The organism is Chitinophaga silvatica (assembly GCF_003419895.1).
GTDB classification, from domain to species: domain Bacteria; phylum Bacteroidota; class Bacteroidia; order Chitinophagales; family Chitinophagaceae; genus Chitinophaga; species Chitinophaga silvatica.
Genome location: NZ_QPMM01000009.1, coordinates 254,191 through 276,281, shown reverse-complemented (window position 1 = coordinate 276,281; position 22,091 = coordinate 254,191). Strand labels below are relative to the sequence as shown.

Sequence of the window (22,091 nt, the reverse complement as noted above, 5' to 3'; positions counted from 1 at the left end):
GTTTGTGTTAAAAATTAACCTTCCAATACAACCATTGCTATTGCAGCATGTTGTTCGTGAGATAATGAAAGCCAGATTTTCTTGATTCCACGCTCTTCATACTTATTGGTAGCATTTCCTATCAGTAAAATAGAAGGTTGCCCTGCCTCATCATTCCTCACCTCAATTTCATCAAAATTTACACCTCCGTTTCCCCAACCTGTTCCGAGGGCTTTTAAGAATGCCTCTTTTGCAGCAAAACGGGCAGCATAGCTTTGGGCAGGAACTGCCTGTTTTTCGCAATAACTGATTTCAAAAGGTGTAAATACAAGATTCCTGAAACCTTCTCCCTTAGCCAGTTTAGCGGCAACCCGAGACACATCAGTGATATCTGTTCCAATTCCTAAGATCATTACTTCCCGGATTTAGTATTACATAATTCCAGCTGCTTCCTGATATGATTCTCTTCTCCTTTTGTTGCTATTACTTTTGTTAATGCCGTTTCGTAGTATTTTTTGGCAGCAGAATAATTTTTCTTCTTAAATGTATAATCTCCCGCCAATACATAACTATGGTAATATTGTGGATTAGCCGCAATTAAGGCATCCGGATCCACCTCTTTCCCATCTTTCATCTGATCGCGCAGTTGACGGTACGTATTAAAATCCTGGTAGGCCTTTGTTAACAGAAAAGTATCAGCAGCAATAGTTTGAGCACTGTCGTAGATTTCGTGATCTGTTTCCAAACCTTTCATCTCAAAAACTTTCTTTAAATCATATGCAACAAACTGACCTAATTGCCATGGACTTGTAGAAACCCAAACCATACGCTTCTTAGGCTCAAATACAATAGCATGATGTGCAATAAGCTGATTGATGGCTTTTTCGTTACCCAATCCGATATCTTCATTATGCAAACCACCACGATCTCTGAGTATTTCTACTGTTTTCTGTGGGGTGTTAGGACTTTTTTCTTTCAGCAATTCTCTTAATCTCTCATAGCGGTAGCTGGAAGCACTTTCATTAACCTGTTGCAGATTAGAGGACAATTTTCCTAACTCAGGGCCCTGAAAATGATTCGTGCAGGTGATAAAATTTTCTTTAGGATCATAGATATCCATTCCTTCCGGTGTTTTCTCTATCACCACAGCTTTATTATCATTTGCAGAACCTACCAAAAATGATTCGGATACAAACATCTTTCTCGACTTAGCAATTTTAGTTGCCTCATCTATATTCTTTGCGTATTGCAGGATTTCTCTTGCTACTAATGAAACAGGAGTTGCAGCTCCGGTAGGCACACTGGTTTTAGCAGCATTAATGGTAACTGTTAATCCTTCTTCATTCATACCTGAAACAACTCCGGTAAATCCACCCCAGGTTACAAACATGAATTTATGACCTGCACTTGGGTTATAAAATACCACCATTTTATCTCTGGCAAAATCATCTCCCATGTAGAAGTCGAAATTGCGGCCTATGATTAGTGAGCTATCTGCAGAATCTGTATTCCAGGTACCAAAGGAAGTACAACCCACCAGCATCATACCCTGTAATGCATGTCCAATATCATGGGCAGCATGATAATTCATTAACCTTGCGTAGTTGGTACCTATATAGTCGTAGTTGGGTGAAGCTGAAAATGATTCGCCATAGATTTCCTGTTTAAACTCGTCCTGCACATGATCAGGAAGATCTCTGTTGAACCACCCTATGAAATATTTAAGAAAGTGCAGATAGGTGGTAGAAGGCACCATCTTGCTAAACTGAGCAACAAAAATATCTTCCTGGCTACGAATTAATTCTCCGGATAATTTGCCATTGATGACCCCTCTTTCAAAAGGAGTTCCTTCAACATACATTTCATACAAACCACTATTACTCTTCCTGAACCAGTTGTTTCCGATAGTATAACAAGTACTGTCGATATTCTTACGTTGTAAATTAAGGGCGCTCTGATCGGCCACCTTAGGAAGCTCCATATTACTAACAGCAACCAGGTAAATGCATAGCCCTACTATTAGTAGCAAAAAACCTCCTAAAATGAATAAGAGGATACGGCCTAATTTTCTCCAACCACTTCTTTTCTTTGTTTTCACTTTACAACAGTTGATTGATTAATTTTTTCTACCAGATATTCCATTCCCAGTAACTCAGCAGAAGTAATAATACTACTGATAGTTACCCCTAAAATTCCATGCAAGTTCAGATTTTGACCAGTAAGATACAAATTAGACAGCTTAGTGCGGGCAGAAACCATGGTTCTTAACGGGTCGTCACAGCTTTTGATTATACCATACATACTCCCGTCGGAGGTTCCCAGGTAATCGCGATACGACAATGGAGTAGCCACATTGTAAGAAAGAATAGCCTCACCGAATCCCGGGAATTTTTGCTCCACTGCTGCAATAAGTTGTTCCGCCTTTGAGTTCTTAAACTGCTCATAATCATCTCCCCGGCTACTCGAATGAGTATCTGTATTAAAAGTATGTTGCCAAGGTGCAACATCTTCATACTTCATATAAGTCATTACCGACAGCGCTTCGGCATACTCAGAATTTCTTGAACTGGCAGAAACATATATTGCATAGGTCTGTGGCCAGTTTGCCTCTTCATATGTAATTCCGGCCCAGGCATTATCGGTAGCATGATAATAATAGTTATGGTTCAGATATGGGAAAGATCCGGGTTTTAACGCAACGTTCAACACAAAAGCACCTACAGAATTTGGTAATCCCTGCATTCTGTTACGATAGGCATTCCTTACCACATCACTTTGGGTGATGGCCAGCGTTTGCACCGGATGCAGGTTGGATATATATTGTGTTGCTTTTGCCGTAGTTCCGTCTTGCAGCACAATATGATCTACCTGCTCTCCCACTCCCTGTATTGAAGTTACCGCCATGTTTCGCACGATGCTGCCTCCATTGGCTATGATTTTCCTTGATAACAACTTCCCAATCTGAGATCCACCATCTACGCATTTCCAGGAACTGTTCATATAACTGTTAAGCACCAGCGCATGAACGTAAAATGGTGTCTTTTCCGCAATCCCGGCATATAAAAGATTATTGCCGGCCAATACCTGTCTTAGTTTTTCATTTTGAGTGATACTACGCAGATATTCAGCGGTATTGATATGCAATACACTCTGCTTCTCTTCATAATTACCGGTGCGCAGATTATATAAAGGGAACTTGCTGCATACTTCTTTTATTTTATTACAATAGGTACGCAGGGCTTCTTCTTCCTCCGGGAATTGTTGCAGTAGTGTATTGATAAAATTCTCTTCTCCCTGGGCCAAACGATAAACTGTAGGGTCGCCTTCAAACTGAATATGATCAAATCCGGCCATATCCATACGTTTCAGCTTTAGTTCATCATAAATACCGAGGTACTTAAATACTTTAAAAAGATTCTCACCTTCCGCGAGTCCACCGATGTAGTGTACTCCGGAATCAAAGATTACTTTGCTGCGAGAATAGGTTTGAAGGCAACCACCAATCTGGCGGTTCTTTTCATATATGCATACCCGATAGCCGTGCTGACTGAGAATTGCACCGCATACCAGACCTCCAAGACCACTACCTATAATGATTACATCATAGTTGTGCATAATTTTTCAGGGTAACTTTTTTAATAACAAATATTACGTTTGAAGTGAAGCGTGTATTATCAATTTCCTCAGCTACTGCACCATATTTGTTTACAAGATCTCGCAAACGGGATGCAGAAAAAAATGATAACTGCCGATCTTTAGTTTTATTGAATCCAATCACTTTGGTTGAAAAGAATTCTGTGAGTCTGGTACCTTCGTGCCTTTCTTTTCTGTCTTTGTCTCCGTCTCGCAGGATGATAACACCATCTTGCGACAGGTATTCAATACAATGTTTCAGCAATTCTTCCTGTTCTTCAGAGGAAAGATAATGCAGCACATCACTAAGAATATAGGAATCGTAAGTTTGATGAGTTAATTCGGTAGCATCACCTGCCATGAATTGCAGTGTTGCCGGCTTTTTGAAGCACCAATTCGCGGTTGCAATCTTGTCTTCGTCATAATCTACTCCGGTGATTTCACGCCCAGGGGCGCTCCAGGAGAGCATATAATCCATAAAGCCGTAACCGCAACCGATATCCATTATTTTGCCTTCTTTTGGAAGAAGCTTATTAAATAGTTCGTAGTTGCCTTCCAGACGCGTTTTAATACGCATGTACCACTCGAGTATTGGCCCTTTATAGATATAATTATATTTCAGTTGCTCGCGGAAGTAGGTTGGTACTTCAATCTCTTCACGCATTTTTTCATATTCCTCTCTGAAGTATCTGCTAATATTCTTTGTTCTTGCACTGTAATTTGTTCCCCACTCTGTGGCAGACTGACTAATACGAGGCAAATATTTAACGGTAATTGTACCATCTTTCAGCAGAAAATCACCTTTCGACATCGTATAGGCGGTACCATGAATTACGATAGGAAGAACATCCAGGTTCAATTCTTCGGCTATATAGAATGCTCCTTTATGGAATCTTTTAATTACAGGATCGGGCGATCTGGTACCTTCAGGATATACAACGATCGAATATCCCTGTTCCACCATTGAACGGAGTTTATCTATTGCTCCTTCAGCACCATCAGCTACCGGATAATAATCAGCCATTCTTACTACTGCTCCGAAAACCGGTGAGCGCCAAACCCAGTGATTGGTTAGCAGAATCACTTTAGGATTAAGCATAGTAGAAACGAGAATATCAAGAAAGGACTGATGGTTACTGATAATTACAGCAGGTTTATCCAGTTGCTCGTTAAGTGGATTAATAATCCGCTTCTTAACATTTCCCATTATATAGATAACACTACGGGTATAGGCCGATAATATTTTATGATAAAGTGTTTTTCCCCTGTCTTTACCTATCACTTTGCCCTTAATAAGTACCCAGCCTATGACTGTCATTATCAGGCAACCCAGTGTAAAGTAAGTAAATGAGAATACTGAAAAACACCATCCCTTGAGGGTCCATGGTGCATACCCTTTCTTTACACGGTTGGTAATAAGTAAATTGAACAATACCGGGATCATTACCTGCGAAATCAATACAACGGTACCAATGCCGATAATTGAAATGAGGGCTATTGACTTGAGAGACGGATGTTTTGCAAAGATCAATACACCCAATCCCAACATGGTGGTAATAGCGGAAAGGAAGATGGAGGATTTATAGGAAGACAACGTTTTCTTACCTGTCTTATATTCCTGAAGCAAACCATCCATGGTGAAGATGCTATAATCATCTCCCAAACCAAAAATGAAGGTAGATAAAATGATATTTACAATATTGAAGGAAATCCCAAACATTCCCATTATTCCGAGTATCCATACCCAGCTCAGGGCCATAGGAATAAACGTAATCAATGCCAGTTCTATACGACCGTAGGATAGCAACAGGGCAGTGAATACCAGCAGAGAAGTCATCCAGGCGATGCTGTTAAATTCATCTCTGATCACTTCAACCAATCTGTTGGCTGCATATTGCTTATCCAGCACCGTAGTACCCGGGAGCTGATCAAGGGCGGCATAAATGGCTTGTTTGTGAGCCGGATCTACTTTCAGTAAGGTTACCAGCGAAGTATTATTTTTCTTTTGAATGATAAAGTCGCCAATATTTCCTTGCTGTAATATCTGGGTATCAGTTTCAGAAAGAGGTTCAAAATTTTTATTAAGTAGTTGCTGAAAAGGGTCGAAAGCCTTTGCACTAAAGCCCATGCCTGCACCGGTACTTCTCAGATAATCTAGTAGCTGCTGTTTCTTTTCTGGTGTCCAGTAGGCTTGCCAGCGTTGAATGCGTTCGCGTTGTTCCTTTTCTGATAGTAATAAAGCCTGTACACCTGCATATTTCTTTACAGCACCCTGCTCCTGTAATTGCTTTAAAACCGGGATCAGTTTCTCACCGTTCTCCAGTGCTGTTTCAAGATTGTTACCATCAGAAACAACATAAACAGTTTGAGCTGTATAGTTATTTACTGTATTTAAATGTTTTTCGGCCGCCTGTAATTCTGGTCGCATGAAGTTCATGCGCATCATATCACTCTCGAAGCTTACATTCTGTGCAGTGAAAAAGAAAACTATAGTTAACACAACAATGCCACCTACCAGCCACTTATTCTTTTCAGGTTTCAGGTTAGAAAATCTATCCAGCCAGTTATCTGAATGTTCATGTTCTGTATGCGGTTGTTTTCCGATTACGATCCAGTGAGGTAGAAAGATCAGGGAAAAGAGGGCGGCTCCTACAAGGCTCATTGCAGCAAATAACCCTACATCCTGCAACATTGGTGATTTTACAAACTGTAGGCATAAAAATCCGCCAACTGTGGTGAAGCTACCTAATGTCATAGGTGTTGCCAAATCGCGTATTACCTCTCTGATATCGGGGGTATGCCTGTAATGATTAAATACGTGCAAAGAATAGTTAACAGCAATTCCCAATACTACTGCTCCGGCTCCTAAAGCCATTACAGCTATATGCCCTTTAATGATATAAATGCAGGCCAATGAAAATAATGCACCAAATACCACAGGTAGCATTACCAATACCGGAGCTCTTTTTTTTCTGAAGAATAAAGCGATAAGGGTTATGAGCAATACAATTGTAATGCCCTGTGTGAGCATGGTATCCTGGCGTAGCTGGGTAGCATTACCTGCAGAAACAGCTGTACCGCCGAAGTAGGTTGCATAGATATCCGGATGCCGGGCATCCAGGCTATCTTTAATATGATCTAATTGAGTTAAAAATTGGGCATTTATTTTTGTAGCGCCCGGAGGATTAGCAGGAGTGATAAAGATCATTACATGCTTATGATCTTTGGTGATAATGTAATTATCATATAGCTCGAACTGCTCATCATATTGCAGATGCTGAAGTTTTTTGATGCCTATCCATGAAATACCAACAGGATCTGCCTGAATCATTTTTTTCAGAACCAATCCGGCCGGTGAGATCAGTGTATTATAGTCGTATTGTAATGATTGTTGCAGGATTGCTTTTTCGAGCAGAGAATCTATCTTTTTGTAATCATTTGCTTCCAGGAATATTGGCAGGTGTTGCTGGATTACCTGCATTAATCCCATGATGGCGCTATCTTCGGCCTGGGCTTGAATACTCTTGATATAAGGAGAAAGCTGTGTACTGGTAACTGCTGCAAAATTGGCGGCATAGGCAGTAAGACTATCAGGATCAGCTGCAGCGGTAGTATCTTTCTGAGAAATGGTAACTACCAGTTTATCTGCAAATCGTGAATCCTGAAATACCTGTTGTAGTTTATCCAGCTTTTTATCTTGCGGTAGAATTTTTGTGATGTCTTCTTCCAGCTTTATTTGTGCAGCAAAATATCCTGCCAGCAGAAAACAGGCGATGGTACAGCACCACAGCGCTATTTTATGCTTCTCAAAAAAGTTGTAAATCGATACAAAAAAACTACCCATTTTAAAATTAATTTCTCTTTCTCCTGAATGATGCCAGTAAAACCCAGCTAACAATTCCGGCTACTAATCCTGCTCCAATAGCTAATGTGATACTTCCTACAACATACTGCAGCATATTATCGCGTATGGTAGCAAAATTAAAGCCGTTGGAAAATAATAGATCTCTCGACGATTGCCCCATCCAGATCTTACCGGTAATAAAGCTGGCAAATATGATAAAAGGTGTTAATGGTGGTGTACTGATATGAGCTGCCAAAAATACCAATGCTTTATTCAATTTGAATTTGATTGATACCAACATGGCCACCAATAGTTGAAACCCCCAAATAGGAACAATGCCCATGAATACTCCAAAGCCTATAGCAGTGGCTTTACGGGCATTAGATTCATTGGCATTTATCACTTCTTCCCGCCACATCTTTTTCCAGTTTTCTTTTTTTAAAAGAAAACGCAATACATCGCGGGGTTTAATATATAAAAGCGTTACTAAAACCAATACAGTATTCAGCACACTTATTCTTGAAAAATCTCTGAATGGCTTAAAGTGTGAAACCCTTTCTTCTGCAGGTGGATAATAGACTTTAACCGGTGTCCAGTCAACCTTAATTCCTCTCCATGCACTACGCACCAGTACTTCTACTTCAAATTCGTACTTGGTGCAAACGAAAGGAATTTTCTTTATCAACTCCAACGGATATACGCGATAACCCGATTGAGTATCGGGAGCTTTCAGGCCGGTATTTACATAGAACCAGAAGTTAGAAAACTTGTTGGCAAATGTATTTTTTCCGGGCATATTCTCCTGATGCAGGTTTCTTGCTCCAATGATAAGGGTATCTGGCTTTTCAACTATTTGTTGCAGCATATTTGGCAAATCATCAGCAAAATGCTGACCATCGGCATCCATAGTGATCACATAGCTGTAGCCTTTATCCCGGGCATAGGTAAATCCTCTGCGCAATGCAATTCCTTTACCTCTGTTTGGATTATACGATACCAGCTGAATGCCTGGAAACTGATCCAGGATTTCAGGTGTAGAATCTGTAGCTCCATCGTTCACCACAATAACATGGTGAGTATACGACAAAGCGTCTTTAATCACAGCAGCCAATGTACCCTCATTGTTATATGTAGGGATTAATACGGCAGCACCATGACGCTCAAATATTTCGTTATGTGTAGGTGTATTGCTCACTTAGTTGAAAAGCCCCTGAAATTTCATGAATGTTTTATCGTCGCGCTTCAGAGAAGCTGTTACTTTCCAAAGCCCTTCCGCTTCTTCCTTATAGGATACCGTCACATCTACCTGGGGTTGTTTTACCGGATCAATCATGGTCAGGAATTTCATCTGGGTAGCTTTCTGCAGCTTTACAGGTTTCTGTAATGCAGTAGCCAGTACTTCGGTAATGGTTTGCATCATGCATACACCAGGTACTACTGGTTGCTCCGGAAAGTGGCCTCCGAAAATAGGATGACTGGCATTTAGTTCGATGGTGGTACTAATTTGTCCGGCATCCTGCTGTTGTGCGGTAACGGTATAAAAATTTCCTGCTAACATATTTATTGCTTTACTACTTTATGTAGTGAAATATTAAATTTAAAATGTTCGTGTCTTATCCTGATAGAATCTGGTGTTCCGTTGTTATATTCTGTCATCCATACTGTTACAGCTGGCCGGCGTTTCGATGATTTCTCTATTCTGATAAGACTGGTACAGGCAGTATCCGTAATATAGTAGTTATTGCCTTTTGCAGTGGGTACAACTACATAGTTGTAATGATTATCAGTTGCAGTATGCGCCTGTTGTAAATCAGGTTTTAATAACACCAGGGCAAAATCCTGTTCCAGTGTTTTTACAACTGCGGGTTTATCCATTTTATCTAAAAGATAATGTTTGGTAAATTTTCCATCTTTTGAAAATTCAAAATCAAAAAATTTAAATCCCATTTCATTCGAAAATACAACTCTGGTACTGCTATCAGGCATCTGTTTAAAGAACAGTAATCCACTTAAATGATGCTTGAGAATATCTACCTGGGTGCTATAGAGGGTAGATGTAAAATGCGGACTAAATTGTTCTATACATTTTACATCAGTGCTGGTAGTTTGTAGTTTCTTATAAACGTTACTACAACTGCTCAAGCTCACCAGTCCGATTATGCTACTTAACAGAAAATACTTCATCAGGAATGTTTGCATTCAGTTGTTTATGTAAAAAGCTGATGGAAGTATCGTCGCCGGATGCTTCTGCCATAGTAATTTTGGATACAGAATAATCGAGTTTGTCTACCAACAATATTATTGTATTGAAGTAGTCTTTCAAGGTTTTATTCACCGGTTCAAGTTCCAGCTTATAGTATTGTGCATTCTCAGAAGCTTTGGTGCGAAAATCTGAATTGTCCAATACCGTACCTCTCACACAGTCGACCGTTATTTTATTAATCTGTTCAAACAGTTTATTGCTTTTCCCGGATACTTTATTTTCTTTTTGGGAATCTTTAATACGAATATCTTTTCCGTTTATTACCAGCAGATAATAAGAAGGTTGTTGATATTCCATTCTTACTTTATTATCTTTCTTAAACCAGAATTTACCTTTGGAAGTAATTTTATCTGAAAGCATGCTCAGATTTTTTTCCTGCACAAAGTCGCACTGGATACTTTGAGTTTGCTGAGCAGCTTTTGCAAACTGTTGTTTAAGTGGATTGATGTCTGCTACCGGTTTAAAGCCCGACTGGGCTTTAACGCTTGTTCCTATAACACTTAAGATCACTAAAAGCCATTTATACATAAGCTGGCAGATTTAACATTTTATCAATTCTTTCAAACCTATAACCCTGTTCCCGAATACGGTTAATGAGTGTAGGTAATATTTCAGCCGTTATCTGGCAGGTATCATGCAAAAGGATTACGGCCCCTGGTTGTAACTGAGACACTACCCTATTTAATAATTCGTCCTGGTTTTTGGCAACTGTATCCAATGATCTGATATTCCATCCTACCGGGATATAGCCACCGGCTTTTACAGCCCTTGCCAGATTAGGGTTTGTAACCCCGTAGGGCGGACGAAACAAGCGTGGTTGCAGGCCTGTAGCTGTAGTGGTCATAACATCCATCTGCTGCATATCTTTCAGCATACTACCAGAGAGTTTCATATCAAACCAGAAGGCATGGGAATAAGTATGGTTGCCTATTGCATGTCCTTCGGCGTAGATGCGTTGCAGTAAGTGTTCGTTACCAGTAATATGTTTACCTATGCAAAAGAATGCAGCTGCCACTTTTTCCATCTTTAATACATCCAGTATTACGGGAGTGTAAGTGGGAAGAGGGCCATCATCAAACGATAAAGCCACTACCTTTTCGGAAGTAGTGGCTTTGCAAATAACTTTCATAAAATATCCAGAGCCAACATTCATTGCCCCTCGAATAGTAAGAGGCAAAAACACGAGTATTGGTACGGCATACCACCATATTGCAATGTTATATCCCATTCCTTTATGAAGGAACAGGATCAGTAATAAACTGAAAATAACAATGATATTTACGATCCGGTTATTCAACATGGCTCAGTAAAATAAAGGAATGGTGAGTTCCCTGATGGTGGTTGTATAAGAGTATTTTATTAATTTTTTCAGGTGGATTTCCGTAAAACATTGCTGCTTCAGGAACTGTTTGCTCAGCGATCAACGCGTTCGCCATCCATGTTCCAAATGCAGTGGCAGTAGGATATTCGCCACACAGGTGTTTAAAGCAGGCTTCCGGATGATCCGGAAATAAGGCCGCTGCAACTTCTTCATACATTTCATCCTGGTCTATATCTCCGTTTCTGCCTGTCACCAATAAATCTATATCTTCTGGTGTACAGTTATTACTTTCAAGGAACTTAACGATATGACCAATTACTTCACCTTCCCAAAGTGGTTTATACAAGGTAGAAACTCCTGTTAGCATAGTGGTGCATCCAGGACCTTTGGTATTGCTCAGGGTTAGAAATGCCGCACCTTCACCAGCAATGGTTCCGGGTTCAGGACTATTTAAAAGATCCATTGTTTTTACTGGAGCTTTTTTATAGATGCCAAACCGCGATAAAATTTGATGGCTATGATTGGTAATTTCATCCATCCCTCCAACCAAAATATTTTCAGCGCTTCCTTCACCTAGAATTAAGATAGCATCAACCAATGCATTTTCAAATGAAAATCCCCGGTGTACAAATGTATTGTTATAGCCATGGCATTGCAGGAGTAATGCAATCTGTCCGGCTACGGTATTATGGGTACTTTGAATAAAAGCAGTTGGAGTAAGCATTTCTTCCTGCTGATTTACCATTTTGGTCAGAAACACGCCGGTATCGTCTAAGCATCCGTAGGCAGTTCCTGTGATAATAGCATCGGGAGTTGAAAGACCGGCAGATTCGAGGCTAAGATTAGCAGCAGCAACGCCCATTTTCACAATGCGGCTCATTCTGCGAATCTGTTTGAGATCTATCCACTGTTTATAATCCGGATCAACAACAGCCAGGCGAACCTGTTCGTATTCTTTCAGCGTACCAAGCAAAGGGCCACCTTGCGCAGTAAGCTGCGGAGAAACACAACCGGTACCATTAATATAAATATTCATGAATATTGCTGTTGTTTTTAAGCTTTTGAAAAAATCAGACTGGAACAATTACCACCAAACCCAAAAGAATTTGACATCACATGCTGGAAATTATGACCTGTGCTAAACTGAGTTTCAGGAGCAAAAGGAATTTCCTTCATTTGATGCATAAATCTTGCATTTGGGTATACTATCCCTTCTTTTACAGACAATGCTGAAAACACTGCCTCAATTCCTCCGCTGGCTCCTAAAGTGTGGCCGGTAAAGGATTTCGTTGAACTCACCAATGGGAATGAAGGGGCAAATAATTTATCGATAGCCAATCCTTCTGCCACATCATTATTCTGAGTTCCGGTTCCATGCAGATTAATATATCCTATTTGTTGCGGTTGCAATCCACTTCTATCAAGAGCAGCTTTCATTGCCAGATAGTTTCCGGTTCCATCGGGAGAGGAAGCAGTCTGGTGATAAGCATCATTGGCATTTCCAAACCCGCTTAGTCTGCACCAGGGTTGAATCTGAGCCGCAAGGCTATCTGAAACCATTACAACATAACCAGCACCTTCGCCCAGATTAAGCCCTGTACGGGTTTCATCAAATGGCCGGCAGGCTTGCTGATCCAGGATCATTAATGTATTAAATCCATTGAGTGTAAAACGGGTAAGCGCGTCGGTTCCGCCGGCAATTACAACATCTACCTGGTTACTTTTGATAAGGCGTGAGCCATACATCAGTGCATTAGCACCGGAAGAACAGGCAGTACTTATAGTTGCGAGATGATGACGGACTCCTAACATATCGGCCACCAGTTCGGTGATACTACCGCATTCGTGATGCACAACCTGACGTAAGCGGCCACCAGAAGGATTCTTAAGATATTCTGTAAAAAAATCTTCTGTTTTATCCATCCCCCCAACAGTATTACCTGAAACAAAAGCAACACGATATTGGGAAATATCGCCAAGGCCGGAAGACTCCCATGCTTCACGTGCAGCTATCATGCTCAGAAGAGCCGTTCGACTAATGTCTTCAGGCATCCTTGCCAGATCTGCCAATGTTGCATTATCTGCCTTTACCTCGGCTACGGGAAAAGTAGCACGATGAACAGACGACAGGTATTGCATAGCGGTCATTCCAGGTTTATTATCCCTGAATGATTGCAAACAGGACTGTAAATTCAGTCCTATTCCGCTTATGACACCTCCACCTGCTATCCACACCTTTTCACTCATGCTTGTATAGTTTGATTTGCAGAGATATATTCTGCCATTGAACGAACTGAGTGGAAAATTTTAGGTCCATCGTCCGGATTGGTGATTCTGATATTATAATGCTGCTGTAACAATACGATCAACTCAAGAGCATCAATAGAATCCAGTCCTAACCCTTCTTTTGAAAACAGTGGTTGATCATTGCCAATGTTTTCAGGGGTTACTTCCTGCAAATTTAACTGCTCTATGATCTGCGCTTTCAGATCGTTCATTAACTGTTCCACTGTAATTGGATTAAAATTTAAACTATTTATTATGATATAAAGACGTTAAAGCCTTTGCTGTTAACGGTTGTGCCAAACCGTGTGCTTTATCGCCTATAAGAAACATTGTGACCTCGTATTGTTGCTCCATAACCTCTACCCATCCCACCAGACATCTTTTCAATGAGGTAGTTGCCATAAGTTGAGATGCATAGTTGCTCATCAGATCAGCATCAAATGAATCAGATACAAAGAAAGTATTCTCTCCTTTAAAACCATGCCGGATTGAAATCTCGCCCATTACTATATTGGGCAATGTGTAAACGAAAAGTGCCGGACTGGCAAATTCCTTTACCGTTTCAAAGTAACGAACATCGGTATCCAGGCTACTACTGCGATTTGATAACAGTAATCCAACTTCCTCCGGCTTACAGGTAGCAATATCGCTGTCTTTCACTAATACTTCGGCTGCCAGCCAACCAAGTTTGCTCAGCGCATCCATTTTGTGAAATTTGGGATACTGCCCCGAAAACTGGTCGTAAGCAGCACGCATAAAAACACTGATTTCCGCCTTCGGATCATGTTCCCAAATCAGTTCACCGTCCTTATACACCTTATTTTGTGATATAATGACGCTACCAGTAATATGTGCCAATTCACTATTCAATATGAGAGCTACTATTTAATTTATCTGTTAATTCAATTGTTCTGGCCAGGCGTTTAAGCGCATTTTCGTGGTTATTCACAAACGGATTACTCATATCCCACACATATCCTGCCAGTACAGAACATATTTGCTCCTTTATCAGCTGATCAGGATCTTTTCTGAAGAAAATAGTATCCAAAGTTCCTTCATACCAGGCCATTACATATGAGCGGAAAGTATTTACACCCTGCATAGTTGGTTGCATATACTCGGTTTCCCAATCAACTGCCTCGCCTTTCAGTTTTTTGATCACCAATTTAGCGGCGGTTTGAGCAGATACACAAGCCAAAGTTACGCCAGAAGAGAAAATTGGATCTAAAAATTCTGTCACATTTCCTGTCAATACAAACCCATCTCCATAAAATTTGTCGGTAGTTGCTGACCAGGATTGCAGAATACGTGGCTCAAATACCAACTCCACATCCCTGAATCTCTCTCTGGTATAAGGTTCTGCTTCCAGCAATGCTCTATACTTTTCTTCGTCGGTTCCCGGATATTGTTCAAAAAATTCAGGGTCACCCACAAAACCCAGAGAAGTAACACCGGTAGAGAAAGGAATAATCCAGATCCATACCCCTTTTTTATGTACTACAGCGGTAATACGGTTAGGTTCATCAGCCATAGAGCGGCGTTCATCCACAGTATGGGCAAATAAAGCCTTACGCGGCTGAAGGTTGGAATTACGCTCCAGATTAAACAAACGAGGAATTACCCTGCCATAGCCACTTCCATCTACGATGAAACGTGCAGCAATCTGCGAGGTATTACCATCTTTGTCTTCTACAGTAGTGATAGAATCACTACCATTAAATTCTATATTGGTTACAGTAGTTTCGTAATGAATAGGTACCCCTTTAGATTCGAGACAATCGGCCAATGCTTTATCAAAATCTGCACGGGTCACCTGCCAGGTCCAGGTCCAGCCGGGAGTAAATTGCTCTTTAAATGTAAAGTCACAAATAGCATCATCCTTGACGAATTTTGCTCCGTATTTCTGTTGAAAACCTTTTTCTTTAATTGCATCAATAAAACCCGCTTCTTCCAGTGCTTCCATACTACGCGGAAGCAAGCTTTCGCCTATAACAAAACGAGGGAAACGCATCTTTTCTACTACCATCACTTTATACCCTGCCTGATGAATAATAGACGCAGCTACTGTACCTGCCGGGCCAGCACCAATTACTAAAACATCAACTTGTTCTGTTTTCATAAGGGAAGAAGATTTTGAATTATTGATTTGGGATTTATGATTTGTGTTTATTTCTCGCAAAGCAGCAAAGTAGCAAAGAAGCAAAGTTTTTTATGATTACATTAGAGATTATGTTATTAATGTACAAAAATCCTATTAATCGATATTAAAAACAAAACTCTTTGCGTCTTTGCTGCTTTGCCACTTTGCGAGCAAATTTATTTCTTCTGACATTGTAGTAATGTATAGTTAATCCCCATCCGGTCGTTGGTAGAAACTACTTTCAACCCTGCATCATCAATGCATTGCAGGAAATCTTCTGAATGATACATCTGACTGTTACCATTAGCCATCGCTGTAAAATAGAGCGATGTTTGCTGAAGGCAAAAAGCTGCAGACTTGAATTGTTGTCTATCCCAGAATGGTTCAAGAATATAGATGGTTCCGCCGTCATTTAGTGCTTCTCTGCAACGTTTTAAGATGGAAACTATTTCTGATTCTGAAAAACAATCCAGGAACTGGCTCATCCAGATAGCGTCGAACCCTTCAGGGAAAGGCACTTCTTCATGCAGGATGTTAGCAATATGGAAATTCACACGATGGTCGACCCCCGCTTCTTTCAGTTTCTGCTGTGCAATACCGGCTTGTCCGGGTAAATCGAATATAGTGATTTCTACATCAGGATCCTTAGCTGTACAAGCTAAAGCCCATTTTCCGGTGTTACCGCCAATATCGAGTAATTTTTTGGGTTTATGTTCAAATACAATATTCAATGCTGCCGGAGTAGCCAGATCGGAGTAATAGTGGTCGAAATCGAACCAGCTTTTACCAATTTCAGGAGGTAGCAATGACAAGCCCGGATAAATGGTATCCCAGGGTCCTAATTCTCTTAATCCGGCTGGTTTACCGTCTCTCAGGCTTTCCTGCAGGTGATTCATACCTTTGTAGCAGATGTCCTGAGAAAAATCCATATTGATACGAGTAAGGCGATCGTGTAAAATAAAGTAACCGGTTTTGGTAAGTGTGTATCGTTTATTGTTAACGATGATTAATTCCATCCCCAAACCTGCTTCCAGCAGTACTCTTACGGCATAACGATTTAAGTTGGTTTTCTCCATTATGTCTTCAATCGTGGTACCGGCCGAACGACTATTACTAATGGCTGTTAGTATACCCATATCGCGCAATGCCCTGGTTGCCTGAAATGCCACCGGAGCAAAAGCCAGGCGTAATGCTGCTTCTTGTGCTTCCAGCGCTGTTTTTGTTTCTTTATTAAACACGAGGATCGATTTTATTTTTTGGATTTACTGTTATTATTATATGTTGGTAAAAACCATGGCTGCATTACATCCGCCGAAGCCCGAAACTGTTTTCAGGAAATGGCGGCATTCTTTGTTTTGCAATTGGTTTGCTACCTTCACAGGCATAGATACCCCCAAGGTTTCAAAACCTTTTGTAGGTAAAATTACTCCAGCTTTTGCGGCCTGCATGCTTATTATGGCCTCGATAAGCCCTGCAGCCCCTAAAGTATGGCCATAGTAACCTTTTAAACTATTCACTGGTACGGTTGCTAAACCAGCATGATGCAATGCTTTTGCTTCCATTTCATCGTTATACAAAGTGGCAGTACCATGGGCCGATACAAAATCTATTTCGCCAGGAGTCAGACCACTTCTTTCTATTGCCTGCTGCATTACATTAGCCAGTTCCATTCCTGTACGGGAAGGTCCTGATATATGGTTGGCATCATTACTAATTCCACCGTCTCCTACTAAAAAAGTGGCGTTGGTGGAATCCTTACTAAGTAAAATGGTGGCAGCACCTTCCCCCAATGTAACCCCGCTGCGATTAGTATCAAATGGTTGGCATGGTTGGGCGCTGACAGCCTGAAAAGATTGAAACCCGGATAAAACAAAACGGGTAAATGCATCAGCCCCTGTAACTACCACATGATCATATCTCCCTGAAGCTATCAGACGCCTGCCTGTTAAAACAGCCACTAGTCCGGATATACAGGCACTACTGATCACGATTGGGTCATTTACTGCATTGAAATATTTACCTATTTTTTTTGCAGTATGGGAGAGTTGCATTTCCGGTAACGGTATCTTATTCCCGTAATGTTGTTCCAGTAACTCTATATTTCCTTTGGTAGTAGACACAATAAATCCGGTACGGGAATCAGACAGGCTAATGCCGGTTTGTTCCAGTACCGAAGCTACAGACACTATTACCATTTTCTCGAAGCGAGTGTAACCAGCCAGGTTATAGGGAGCTATATAATCATCCAGTTGGCCCGGTGCCATTAAAGCACCAAAAAATGGAGCATCTGCAAACGTAGTATTTTCATGTCTTGTAATTCCACTGCTACCCTGCAATACCTTGTCAAAGTTTTCCCGGGTTGTATTTCCGAGTGGACTCACAATATTATCTGCTACTACAAAGACTTGCATATTCCCTCAGTTAAATTAATCCATTACGCTTTTTCCACTCAGTAAAAAAGGGTGGAGTGATTAGTTGAAGTGTGGAGGTTTCTTTATCCAGAAAAACCTGAACAGAAGAACCTTTGGCCACTACTTCACCCGTAGCCGGATTAGTGAGCGTATATTCAAATTTAATTTTTGCCGCCATGTCGTCCACATACCTCGTTTCCACTACTACCTTATCGCCATAGCGTAAAGATCGCTTGTAGTCGCATTGTATATTTACTACAGGAACAGTATATCCTTCAGCGAAAATATCGAGGTATCGTAACCCGTATTTTTCACCAAATGCTTCTCTTCCATCTTCGAAATACTGCACATAATGCCCGTGCCATACTATTCCCAGCGGATCTGCTTCATTAAATCTTATTAGTATTTCGGTACGTGCTGTAATCGACATATTCTTTCTACCCCTTCTTTTTAGGCTGTTTTTTAGTTTCTTCCTTAACTGCTACGCCGGTTTTGGTATCCTTTTTTGCAGCCGGAGCTACTGGTTTTTCTTCTTCAGGATCCTGGGCGTTGGCATATTTTTCCTTGATTTTGTTATAATCAGAATCAAAATGGTTCAGAACATAACTTACAGGTAATGCCCAGAAGTTACGAAATCCCCAACCCATACCAGTTTTAGCAGTCATCCTTTCAGTCAGCAAAACATTCTTTTTACCCATATCAACGAAAGTAACATAAGCAGAGAGCTGTTTTCCTGTTTTATTCATGGCTTCAACGAACATCATGATACCAATTCCCTTCTTTCCTGCAAAATCGTATGATTTTACCTGGCGGATAATATCATCATTGGTTAGTCTGGTGAAATCGCTGGTGTTATCTGATTTAAAGGTTTCTTTATTTACAGATTCATTACGTTTATTAACCAGGGAAATGTCTGAATTAAAATTATTGTGGTGGAAAGCTCCTGCGATATCATACTTTTTAGGTTCATTTACCACTACCTGATTGATACCGGCAAAATGACGGGGAATAATATCGTCTAAGTTGGCACCTGCATCACCAATTAAACGGGCTTGTGTAAAATCTATCCCTAACCAGGTAAATGAAGAATCTTTATTATCGAGAAAATTCTTTAGTGTCTGTGCCTGGGAATTGATGGCCAGAAAACATACCAGCAAGGGAAGTACAATAAATGACCTGTAACTCATAAGGAATTATATTTGAGGATTTGCAAAGATTTTCATTTCACATTGCGCCAAAACTTTTCCATTAAGCATCACTTTTCCGAGCACCATAGTGGCATTGAATACTTCTCCACCTATTTCGGTGGTGGTTTCAATTGTTTCACCAACGGCGGGTAATTCAAATATTTCAAGATCTTTCACAGCACCGATAAATCCCAGAGGCACGGGAGCATTCTGTTGTCTGGCAATATAGCCAATGCGGGCTGCTGCGGTTTGTGCAATATTTTCCATCAGGCCGGGAGCAGCCAACTTACCATCCTCTACAAAAACATTGTCAGGGGCAATAAAAAAGCCTGTACGGGTAATCGGGCCCTCCACTTCTTTGATTCCGTTGATCATTACAATTGGCGGGCGTTGTGGGATATAAGCCGTAATATCGTCTGAATGAATAAACATCTGCACAAATTATTAATAAAAATGAAACACGAAATAAATTGAATTATACGAAATTATTAACAGTAAAAACACGTATTATTCCCAAAAATCGTAATAATTGAACCATTGAACCGGATAACGCTGCACTTTCTGCTCCACAGCCTGCACAAAATCGTTGAGTGCATTATTAACTCCGTTATTTTTCCGCCCATGGTATTCACGTGGTTCTGTAGCAAAAAAATGATAATGGGTTGATGATTCTTTAAATGCGAAAACTACAGATACTGGTACCCTGAATGTTGCGGCCAGCATAAATGGTCCTACAGGGAAACGTGCTTCCTGCTTCAGAAATTCGGTTGTAATAGTTTTGTTACCAGGTAAAAAACGGTCGGCATGCATACAAACCAGTTCCTGCTTGCTTAATGCTTCGTTTATGGCATAAATATGCGACAGATCATCCTTAATTACAATAATATTCATATTGCGATCGCCGGTGACGCCGGCCAGATAATCCTTAATCCGTTGATGTTCTCCATCAAACATGACAATATTCACTCTGGTCTGGAGACGTTTGAACAGGTGACCGGCTACTTCCCAGTTACCCAGGTGGGCGCTGAGCAGGATTCCACCCTTTTTTCCTGCCACCATTTCCCGGAGGAAATGTTCGCCTTCAAACTCAAATGTGAAATTATCAGGTAAATCGGCCATTACTGCCACCTTATCTATTAACGTCTGGCCAAAGATATAGTAGTTGCGATACAGGTTCAGTAAGGCTTGCCAGCGGGTAAAGCCGATTTTAGTCCGGAAATAGCGATAGATTGGTTTAGAGGAACTCCAGGAAAATAGGAAGTAATAACAAGCCACAAACCTTAATAACAGATATGCAGGCTTTACTCCCCCATGTTTTAGCAGGAAAACAAAACAACTATATCCAAACTTACTTCCCTTAGATTTTCCTTGCCAGGACGGCATTACACCAATTCTTTTTGTTGAACACGACTGGCAACGTAGCCATAGAAATCCTGGAATGTAACAATGGCCTGAAAATCTTCCGGATTAACCTTGAATCCAAAGTTATCTTCAATTACTACCACCATATCTATATAATCCAGACTATCCAGATCCAGGGTAGACTTCATGTTTGCTTCAGGTGTAATTGCTTCGGGGTTTGCTTCAAACTCCTCTACCAGAAACTTATTTGTGACAGCTATTATATTATTGATATCCATAAAAGTGTAAAATCAGATATAGGCTTGGTTATTAAATTAATATAGACGAAAACTGTTTTTCAAGGTGTACCAATCCTGATTAGGGGTCAAAGTTAAAAAATATTTATTTCCCGTTCCACCCTCTAACGATGAGCGAGGAGTTTGTACCTCCAAATCCGAAGGAATTTGACAAAAATACATTAAAATTTTTGTCAATTGTCTCGGTTACTATATTAAGCTTGGCACTATCCTCATCCGGATTCTCTAAGTTGATATTTGGCGCTATAAATCCATTTTGCATCATTAGCATAGAATAAACAATTTCGCTGGCACCAGCCATCCAACATTCGTGCCCGGTCATAGATTTTGTTGAACTAACATATGGTTTTGAAGCCCCAAAAACTTCATGTATGGCTTTTGCTTCACTGGCATCACCTGCGGCAGTGGATGTGGCATGGGCGTTAATATACTCAATATCGCCGGGGTTTAAGCCGGCATCCTTTAATGCAATTTGTAATGACCTTACAGGCCCGTCGACCGTTGGATTAGAGATATGCGCCCCATTTGAAGAGAACCCATACCCCAAAACTTCCCCTAAAATGGTAGCCCCTCTGCGCTGTGCCGATTCCAGGCTTTCCAGGATAACGGTAGCGGCACCTCCGCTTGGTACGAGTCCGTCCCTGTCGCGATCAAACGGCCGGGATGCTTTGGCTGGTTCATTTTCTCTTACGGAAAAAGCGGCAATTGCATCGAAATTGCCCATAGAATAAACATTTATCTCCTGGGCACCACCACAAATGATAGCATCCTGCATACCATTCCTGATAAACATATATCCCAGTCCGATAGCATGCGACCCACTGGCACACGCAGCACTAACGGTAAAGTTTACACCTCTCAGTTTAAAAATTGTGGCCAGATTCATGTTCACAGTGGAGTTCATTGTCTGAAAAACAGATCCCGAACCTACCAGCATAGTATCTTTCTTGGCCCGCATAATGTCGTTGGCTTCTACTGTTGGTTTAGCACAACTATCATTACCGTATAATAACCCAATAGGCATAGAATCTATATACTCAGGCGTTATTCCTGCCTGAGCGAGTGCCTCACTGGTAGCCATATATGCAAATTCAGCCTGTTCAGGCATCATCAACCTGGCACGTCTGTCTAGTACTCCTTTTAATTCAGGTCGTTTTACATAACCTGTTAATCCCGAACGGTAGCCAAATTCTTTCCGTTCAGGATCTAATACAATACCCGATTTACCCTGATATAATGAATCCTTTACTTCCTGCATATTGCTACCAATGCAGGAATAAATTCCCATTCCAGTGATCACTACTCTATTCATAAACAGTTAGCTTTTCGGCCCACGTATGCACTATTGTTCGTAATTCTACAGCGTCTT

22 protein-coding genes are annotated in these 22,091 nt (G+C 40.8%); all 22 read right to left on the bottom strand.

Annotated elements, in window-relative coordinates; translation table 11 throughout:
* Positions 1 to 14: 14 nt before the first annotated feature.
* Positions 15 to 392 (bottom strand): holo-ACP synthase, encoded by a 378-nt coding sequence (locus DVR12_RS17515; RefSeq protein WP_116977084.1) that lies wholly within the window; start codon positions 390 to 392, stop codon positions 15 to 17.
* A complete protein-coding gene (locus DVR12_RS17510; protein WP_233522419.1) occupies positions 392 to 2,077 on the bottom strand; it encodes a C45 family autoproteolytic acyltransferase/hydolase in 1,686 nt (561 codons plus the stop codon). Before DVR12_RS17510 ends, DVR12_RS17515 begins: the two co-directional genes overlap by 1 nt.
* Complete coding sequence (locus tag DVR12_RS17505) at positions 2,074 to 3,594, bottom strand: phytoene desaturase family protein (protein ID WP_116977083.1); 1,521 nt, start codon at positions 3,592 to 3,594, stop codon at positions 2,074 to 2,076. Before DVR12_RS17505 ends, DVR12_RS17510 begins: the two co-directional genes overlap by 4 nt.
* A complete protein-coding gene (locus DVR12_RS17500; protein ID WP_116977082.1) occupies positions 3,581 to 7,456 on the bottom strand; it encodes a trifunctional MMPL family transporter/lysophospholipid acyltransferase/class I SAM-dependent methyltransferase in 3,876 nt (1,291 codons plus the stop codon). The genes DVR12_RS17505 and DVR12_RS17500 overlap by 14 nt, the downstream gene beginning before the upstream one ends.
* Before the next feature lie 7 nt (positions 7,457 to 7,463).
* Positions 7,464 to 8,651, bottom strand: a complete 1,188-nt coding sequence (locus DVR12_RS17495; RefSeq protein WP_116977081.1) for a DUF2062 domain-containing protein — start codon at positions 8,649 to 8,651, stop codon at positions 7,464 to 7,466.
* Entirely contained in the window at positions 8,652 to 9,014 is a 363-nt protein-coding gene (locus DVR12_RS17490) for a hotdog family protein (RefSeq protein ID WP_116977080.1), read from the bottom strand.
* 2 nt (positions 9,015 to 9,016) lie between these two features.
* Positions 9,017 to 9,655, bottom strand: coding sequence for a hypothetical protein (locus DVR12_RS17485; protein ID WP_158563297.1), 639 nt, complete (start codon positions 9,653 to 9,655; stop codon positions 9,017 to 9,019).
* Positions 9,618 to 10,247, bottom strand: a complete 630-nt coding sequence (locus DVR12_RS17480; protein ID WP_116977078.1) for an outer membrane lipoprotein carrier protein LolA — start codon at positions 10,245 to 10,247, stop codon at positions 9,618 to 9,620. The genes DVR12_RS17485 and DVR12_RS17480 overlap by 38 nt, the downstream gene beginning before the upstream one ends.
* Complete coding sequence (locus DVR12_RS17475) at positions 10,240 to 11,019, bottom strand: polysaccharide deacetylase family protein (RefSeq protein ID WP_116977077.1); 780 nt, start codon at positions 11,017 to 11,019, stop codon at positions 10,240 to 10,242. Before DVR12_RS17475 ends, DVR12_RS17480 begins: the two co-directional genes overlap by 8 nt.
* Complete coding sequence (locus DVR12_RS17470) at positions 11,009 to 12,076, bottom strand: beta-ketoacyl synthase N-terminal-like domain-containing protein (RefSeq protein ID WP_116977076.1); 1,068 nt, start codon at positions 12,074 to 12,076, stop codon at positions 11,009 to 11,011. Before DVR12_RS17470 ends, DVR12_RS17475 begins: the two co-directional genes overlap by 11 nt.
* 17 nt (positions 12,077 to 12,093) lie before the next feature.
* Positions 12,094 to 13,287, bottom strand: coding sequence for a beta-ketoacyl-[acyl-carrier-protein] synthase family protein (locus tag DVR12_RS17465; protein WP_116977075.1), 1,194 nt, complete (start codon positions 13,285 to 13,287; stop codon positions 12,094 to 12,096).
* Positions 13,284 to 13,550: a phosphopantetheine-binding protein gene (locus DVR12_RS17460; protein WP_116977074.1), complete on the bottom strand. Its 267-nt coding sequence runs from the start codon at positions 13,548 to 13,550 to the stop codon at positions 13,284 to 13,286. The genes DVR12_RS17465 and DVR12_RS17460 overlap by 4 nt, the downstream gene beginning before the upstream one ends.
* Before the next feature lie 22 nt (positions 13,551 to 13,572).
* Positions 13,573 to 14,196, bottom strand: a complete 624-nt coding sequence (locus DVR12_RS17455) for a hypothetical protein (RefSeq protein ID WP_116977073.1) — start codon at positions 14,194 to 14,196, stop codon at positions 13,573 to 13,575.
* Positions 14,189 to 15,445: an NAD(P)/FAD-dependent oxidoreductase gene (locus DVR12_RS17450; RefSeq protein WP_116977072.1), complete on the bottom strand. Its 1,257-nt coding sequence runs from the start codon at positions 15,443 to 15,445 to the stop codon at positions 14,189 to 14,191. The genes DVR12_RS17455 and DVR12_RS17450 overlap by 8 nt, the downstream gene beginning before the upstream one ends.
* A gap of 197 nt (positions 15,446 to 15,642) precedes the next feature.
* A complete protein-coding gene (locus tag DVR12_RS17445; RefSeq protein ID WP_233522418.1) occupies positions 15,643 to 16,704 on the bottom strand; it encodes a methyltransferase in 1,062 nt (353 codons plus the stop codon).
* Positions 16,705 to 16,740: 36 nt separating this feature from the next.
* Positions 16,741 to 17,877 (bottom strand): beta-ketoacyl-[acyl-carrier-protein] synthase family protein, encoded by a 1,137-nt coding sequence (locus tag DVR12_RS17440; protein WP_116977070.1) that lies wholly within the window; start codon positions 17,875 to 17,877, stop codon positions 16,741 to 16,743.
* A gap of 10 nt (positions 17,878 to 17,887) precedes the next feature.
* The gene (locus DVR12_RS17435; RefSeq protein ID WP_116977069.1) at positions 17,888 to 18,307 is read right to left on the bottom strand and encodes an acyl-CoA thioesterase; all 420 of its coding nucleotides are present in this window, start codon (positions 18,305 to 18,307) and stop codon (positions 17,888 to 17,890) included.
* Between the two features lie 7 nt (positions 18,308 to 18,314).
* On the bottom strand, positions 18,315 to 19,064 hold the full coding sequence (locus DVR12_RS17430; RefSeq protein ID WP_116977068.1) for a hypothetical protein: 750 nt from the start codon (positions 19,062 to 19,064) through the stop codon (positions 18,315 to 18,317).
* 6 nt (positions 19,065 to 19,070) lie between these two features.
* Entirely contained in the window at positions 19,071 to 19,496 is a 426-nt protein-coding gene (locus DVR12_RS17425; protein WP_116977067.1) for a 3-hydroxyacyl-ACP dehydratase, read from the bottom strand.
* 75 nt (positions 19,497 to 19,571) lie between these two features.
* Positions 19,572 to 20,447, bottom strand: a complete 876-nt coding sequence (locus DVR12_RS17420) for an LpxL/LpxP family acyltransferase (protein ID WP_116977066.1) — start codon at positions 20,445 to 20,447, stop codon at positions 19,572 to 19,574.
* Positions 20,447 to 20,704: a phosphopantetheine-binding protein gene (locus tag DVR12_RS17415; protein ID WP_116977065.1), complete on the bottom strand. Its 258-nt coding sequence runs from the start codon at positions 20,702 to 20,704 to the stop codon at positions 20,447 to 20,449. The genes DVR12_RS17420 and DVR12_RS17415 overlap by 1 nt, the downstream gene beginning before the upstream one ends.
* Positions 20,705 to 20,807: 103 nt before the next feature.
* Positions 20,808 to 22,034, bottom strand: coding sequence for a beta-ketoacyl-[acyl-carrier-protein] synthase family protein (locus tag DVR12_RS17410; RefSeq protein ID WP_116977064.1), 1,227 nt, complete (start codon positions 22,032 to 22,034; stop codon positions 20,808 to 20,810).
* Positions 22,035 to 22,091 lie beyond the last annotated feature (57 nt).